This is a genomic window from Mesorhizobium sp. M1E.F.Ca.ET.041.01.1.1 (genome assembly GCF_003997355.1).
Classification (GTDB): Bacteria; Pseudomonadota; Alphaproteobacteria; order Rhizobiales; family Rhizobiaceae; genus Mesorhizobium.
In genome coordinates, this window is record NZ_RZSL01000414.1 from 1 (window position 1) to 5,587 (window position 5,587).

At 65.2% G+C, this 5,587-nt stretch carries 7 protein-coding genes; 6 read left to right on the top strand and 1 reads right to left on the bottom strand.

Translation table 11 applies throughout. From position 1 onward, the window contains the following. Positions 1–78: 78 nt before the first annotated feature. Positions 79–996 carry a peptidylprolyl isomerase gene (locus tag EOA38_RS26320; protein WP_126091745.1) on the top strand — a complete coding sequence of 306 codons (918 nt, stop codon included), beginning with the start codon at positions 79–81 and terminating at the stop codon, positions 994–996. A 57-nt stretch (positions 997–1,053) separates the two neighbouring features. On the opposite strand, the gene EOA38_RS26325 is transcribed toward EOA38_RS26320, so the two are convergent. Further along, on the bottom strand, positions 1,054–1,653 hold the full coding sequence (locus tag EOA38_RS26325; RefSeq protein WP_126091746.1) for a TetR/AcrR family transcriptional regulator: 600 nt from the start codon (positions 1,651–1,653) through the stop codon (positions 1,054–1,056). Positions 1,654–1,760: 107 nt separating this feature from the next. On the opposite strand from EOA38_RS26325, the gene EOA38_RS26330 reads away from it, so the two are divergent. The 5 genes from EOA38_RS26330 to EOA38_RS26350 all read left to right on the top strand — a co-directional run. Then, positions 1,761–2,003 carry a hypothetical protein gene (locus EOA38_RS26330; RefSeq protein WP_126091747.1) on the top strand — a complete coding sequence of 81 codons (243 nt, stop codon included), beginning with the start codon at positions 1,761–1,763 and terminating at the stop codon, positions 2,001–2,003. 136 nt (positions 2,004–2,139) lie between these two features. Next, a complete protein-coding gene (locus EOA38_RS26335) occupies positions 2,140–3,021 on the top strand; it encodes an alpha/beta hydrolase (protein ID WP_126091748.1) in 882 nt (293 codons plus the stop codon). 139 nt (positions 3,022–3,160) lie between these two features. Further along, entirely contained in the window at positions 3,161–4,402 is a 1,242-nt protein-coding gene (argJ, locus tag EOA38_RS26340; RefSeq protein ID WP_126091749.1) for a bifunctional glutamate N-acetyltransferase/amino-acid acetyltransferase ArgJ, read from the top strand. Next, positions 4,402–5,181 (top strand): GNAT family N-acetyltransferase, encoded by a 780-nt coding sequence (locus EOA38_RS26345; protein ID WP_189350517.1) that lies wholly within the window; start codon positions 4,402–4,404, stop codon positions 5,179–5,181. The genes argJ and EOA38_RS26345 overlap by 1 nt, the downstream gene beginning before the upstream one ends. Further along, on the top strand, positions 5,178–5,587 hold a 410-nt coding region (locus EOA38_RS26350), incomplete at its 3' end, for a (deoxy)nucleoside triphosphate pyrophosphohydrolase (RefSeq protein WP_145966071.1). The genes EOA38_RS26345 and EOA38_RS26350, both read left to right, overlap by 4 nt.

Below are 5,587 nucleotides of genomic sequence, written 5' to 3' on the forward strand. Positions count from 1 at the left end.
TTCCGCCACAATCGGACTGATCTGGAACCTTTCCGCTCAAGCCATCCTTATTGGCAATCCCCATTGGAGTTTATCTTGATGTCCCTGCTGTTCCGCCGCGCGTCGCTCGCCAGCCTTGGCCTGGCCTTCGGGCTCTCGGCTCTTTCACTGTCGCCGCTGATGGCGCAGGAAACCAAGCCCGCCCAGCCGGATGCCGCGGCTCCCGCCGCTGCGCCGGTCGACCCGAACGCCGTCGTCGCCACCATCAACGGCGAGAAGCTGACCGAGGCCGATCTTGCGCTCGCCGAAGGCGAGCTGTCGCAGCAGTTCCAGCAGCTGCCGCCGGAACAGCGCCGCGCCGCCGCCCTTTCGGCTGCCATCGAAATCCGCGTCATGGCCAAGAAGGCGGTCGACAGCGGTCTCGACAAGGATGCCGATTTCCAGCGCCGCATGGCGTTCCTGCAGCAGCGCGCCCTGCACGGCGAGGTGGTCGAGAAGGAGGTCGTCAACAAGGTGACGGACGCCGAAGTCCGCGCCCGCTATGACCAGGAAATCGCCAACACGCCGCCGGTCAATGAAATCCACGCCCGTCACATCCTCGTGAAGACCAAGGAAGAGGCCGAGGCGATCATCAAGCAGCTCGACGGCGGTGCCGATTTCCAAAAACTCGCCAACGAGCACACCAGCGACCCAAGCGGTAAATCGAATGGCGGCGACCTCGGCTGGTTCGGTCCCGGGCAGATGGTGCCTGAGTTCGACAAGGCGGCCTCTGCCCTGGAGGTCGGCAAATACTCGAAGGAGCCGGTGCAGTCGCAGTTCGGCTGGCATGTCATCAAGGTCGAGGACAAGCGCGCCAAGCAGCCGCCGGCCTTCGACGACGTCAAGGACCAGGCCAGGCAGGCCGTGATCCGCGACAAATACTTCGCCATGGTCAAGGAATTGCGCGGAGCCGCCAAGGTCGAGATCCCCGACGAGAAGCTGAAGGCCGCGGTCGACGCGATGGAGAACGGCAAGTAAGCGCAAGAGACTCCGCAAAAGGGCGCGGCGAACTGTTGTTCGTCGCGCCCTTTTGTTTCAGCGGATACGCACGGCAATGCCGTGCATCACATAGCGGACTGCCTTGCGTATGGCCGCGTCGTCTTCGTCGAGGCGATTGGTCAGGAGATGCGTCCAGGCATAGGAGGCCATGAGGTCGGCAACGAGCGTCGGGTCGATATCGGCCGCAACTTCGCCCCTCGCCTTGGCGCGCTCGACCATCTGGCCGGTATGGGCGCGGCGCCCTCTCGCATAGTCTGCAAGCGCTGCTGCCGCGCCTTCATCGGACTGGGCCTCGGCGATCAGCGATCTGAACACGCTGCCGGACGAGGTTTCGCGCCAGTGCGAGAACAGGCTCTTCAGGAAACCAACGAGATCGTCCTCCAGCTTTCCGGTGTCCGGATTGTCGACGCGCTTGCCCCGCTGGTAGACGTCGAGCAGCAGAGCCGCCTTGCTCGGCCACCAGCGGTAGATCGTGGGCTTGCCGGCGCGCGCCCGCCGCGCCACGGCCTCGATGGAGAAACCGGCATAGCCGGCTTCGACCAGCACTGCCTCGGCGGCGTCGAGAATGGCGCCGGCGCTTTCCGGGTTTCGCCGCGCGCCGATCGATTTGCGTCCCGAGCCAGCCTCTTCAGCCATTCGACCTGTCTTATCCATGAATTGCTGCATCCTCATACACGACCTCTTGACGAAACGAAACGGTCCGTTTTATATAACGGAACGTTTCGTAACGATAGGAGAGATCGATGACCCAGCCCACCCGCTTCTCGCGTCCCCGCTTTGCCCTTCTGGTTCTTGCCGGCGTCTATCCGCTGATCACCGCCATTCTCTACGTGGTGTTCCCGCTCACCGAGGATTGGTTCATCTGGCAGCGCACGCTGGTCATCGCGCCGCTGATGGTCTCGATCATGATCTGGGGACTGATCCCCGGCGTGCAGAGGGCGTTTGGCGGTTTCATCAATGTGCGCGCAGGCCGGCCGGGCGAGTAGGCGCTGGAACCGATCTGATCGCCGCCGGCGCGACACGCTGCAACGAATGTAGGGATGGATCGGAGCGGCAAATTCCGAAATAACTCGGCTGCCGATGAGGCGGCCAAGGCCGCTGCCAGCGCGGAGCAAGCGGATCATGTTTGAAGGTTTCGCACGCAAGGCCTTCACCATTGACGGGATGGACATCGCCTGCGAGGTTGGCGGTTCCGGGCCGCCGGTGCTTTTGCTGCACGGATTTCCGCAATGCCGGGCGATGTGGGCTCGGGTCGCCCCCTTGCTCGCGGATCGTTTCACGGTCGTTTGCGCCGACCTGCGCGGTTATGGCGATTCCTCGAAGCCGAAATGCCTGCCCGATCGGTCGAACTACAGCTTTCGCGCGATGGCGAACGACCAGGTCGGCCTGATGCGCCAACTCGGATTCGACCGGTTCCATGTGGTCGGCCACGACAGGGGCGGACGGACCGGACACAGGATGGCGCTCGACCATCCGGAAGCGGTCCTGTCGCTCACCGTCATGGATATCGTGCCGACCTATGCCATGTTCACGGACACGAACAGGCATGTCGCTGGCGCCTACTGGCACTGGTATTTCCTGTCGCAGCCGGAGCCGTTGCCCGAGCGCCTCATAGGCAACGATCCGGACTTCTTTTACGAAACATGCCTAGTCGGCTGGGGCGCGACCAGCATTTCGAGTTTCGATCCCGAGATGATCGCCGAGTACCGGCGGGCTTGGCATGACCCCGGGATGATCCACGGTTCCTGCTCCGACTATCGGGCGGCAGCCAGCATCGACCTCGAACACGATGCCGCCGACATCGGCCGCAAGGTCCTCTGCCCGACGCTCGTATTCTACGGCTCGTCGGGAACGATGGCCTCGTTGTTCAATATCCCCGCCGAATGGCGCAAGCGGGCTGCCGACATGACCGAAGCGTCACTGCCTGGCGGGCATTTCTTCGTCGATCAATTCCCGGCCGAGACGGCCGAGCGGATCATTGCGTTCCTGAGCGGGCATTCCTGAGCGCTCCGACCGATCGTGTGGGTCCATCCACGCCGGCCACGCCCGACACCTTGCGAGGGCCATCAAAACGCCCTTGCGCCGTGGCGCCGTATCGGGCAAACCGGCGTTCTTTTCGCGTTATTGCCGCTCCGGGGTCCCGATGTCCGCTACGATTTCGCCGCTCGCACCGAAGAAATATCCCAAGATGCCGGTCATCGAGGGCGTGCGCATCGCGACCGCCGAGGCCGGGATCAAATATCGGAATCGCACCGACCTGCTTGCCATGGTCTTCGATGCGGGCACGGCCGTCGCCGGCGTCTTCACGCGCTCGAAATGCCCGTCGGCGCCGGTCGACTACTGCCGCCAGAACCTTGCCGCCGGCAAGGCGCGGGTGCTGGTGGTCAATTCCGGCAACGCGAACGCCTTCACCGGCAGGAAGGGCAAGGCTTCAACCGCGCTGACCGGCGAGGCGGCGGCAAAGGCGGCAGGATGTGCCGAGAGCGAGGTGTTCCTGGCCTCGACCGGCGTCATCGGCGAACCGCTTGACACCAACAAATTCAGCCACCTGCTTGCCGCCCTGGTGAAGGATGGCAAGCCGGACCTGTGGACCGACGCGGCCAAGGCCATCATGACCACGGACACCTATCCGAAGGTGGCGACGCAGACCGTGAAGCTCGGCGACGCCGACGTGACCATCAACGGCATCGCCAAGGGCGCCGGCATGATCGCGCCCGACATGGCGACGATGCTCTCCTTCATCGCCACCGACGCGCCGATCGCCGCGCCCGTGCTGCAGGACCTGTTGTCGCGCGGCACGGCCAAGACCTTCAACGCCGTCACCGTCGACAGCGACACTTCGACCAGCGACACGCTGCTTTTCTTTGCAACCGGCAAGGCAGCCGCGCGCGGCGCCCCGGCGATCAGCGATCCGAAGGATGCGCGGCTCGGCGCCTTCCGCCGCGCGCTCGGCAAGGTGCTGAAGTCGCTGGCGCTGCAAGTGGTGCGCGACGGCGAGGGTGCGCGCAAGCAGGTCGAGGTCACCGTCACCGGCGCCAAGTCCGCCCGCTCGGCCAAGCGCATCGCGCTCTCGATCGCCAACTCGCCGCTGGTCAAGACGGCGGTCGCCGGCGAGGACGCCAATTGGGGTCGCGTCGTCATGGCCGTCGGCAAGGCCGGCGAGCCGGCCGACCGCGACCGGCTGTCGATCTGGTTCGGCGACAACCGGCTGGCGCATGAGGGCGAGCGTGATCCGGCTTACTCCGAGGAAGCGACCTCGGCTTATATGAAGCGGGACGATATCCGCATCCGCGCCGATATCGGCATCGGCCGCGGCAAGGCGACGGTGTGGACCTGCGACCTCACCAAGGAATATGTCGCCATCAATGGCGACTACCGGAGCTGATGGCGCCGGTGTCGAGGCATCCGGCAAGCGTGCTTGCGATCGTGCGCCGCTACGAGGCGGCGGGTTTTCGCGCTTGGCCGGCGGCGGCCGTCCATTATGACGGGACATGGGTGGTGCGGCTGACGGCCGGCCATCCGGCAAAGCGTCTGAATTCGGTCAACCCGCTCGATCCGGGCGACACCCAGCACATTGCCGAGCGGATCATGCGCGCCAGCCGCCGTTTCGACGCCTACGGCCGGCCGCTGACCTTTCGCATGTCGCCGCTTTCGGGGCCGGTGCTGTCGAAGCATCTCGACGAGGCGGGCTGGAGCCGGTTCGACGAGTCGCTGGTGATGCGGCTGCCGCTCAAGGAGGCTGAGCTCGACGCCGCGATGGACCAGATTCCGCTGAAGGACATCAGCCGCTTCATCGGCGCGGCGATCAGGACGAGCAGCTCGGATGTCTCGCTGCGGCCCGGCCTGTCGGAGGTCATCGGCGCCATCCAGCCCGAAGCGGGGCTGTTTGCGCTCGAAGACGGCAACGAGCCGCTCGCGACGCTGATCTGTGTCCATGACGGCGATCTCGCCGGGCTGTTCGAGGTCGCCACCGAGAAGTCGGCTCGCAACAAGGGTCATGGCCGCAACCTCATCCTGTCGGCGCTGAAATGGGCGCGGCTGCGCGGCGCGCGCGAAGCCTGGCTGCAGGTGGAAGCCGGCAATGTCCCGGCGCTGTCGCTCTACCGGTCGCTCGGCTTCGAGGAAGTCTACCGCTACCACTATCGTCGGCCGCCGGGCGCATGAGCGAGATCAAGCCAGCCGGAAAGCGCCTGCTCCTCGTCGCGGCCTGCGCGCTGGTCGACGCCGACCGGCGCGTGCTTCTGGCGCAGCGCCCCGAAGGCAAGCAACTCGCGGGCCTTTGGGAGTTTCCAGGCGGCAAGGTCGAGCCCGGCGAGACTCCGGAAGAGTGCCTGATCCGCGAGCTGCATGAAGAGCTCGGCATCGAGACCGAGATACCCTGCCTCGCGCCGCTCACCTTCGCCAGCCACAGCTATGACGATTTCCACCTGCTGATGCCGCTTTATGTCTGCCGGCGTTTCCGCGGCATCGCGCAGCCGAAGGAAGGGCAGGGGCTGAAATGGGTGAGGCCACGGCAGATGCGGGATTATCCGATGCCGCCGGCGGACGCGCCACTGATCCAGTTTCTCAT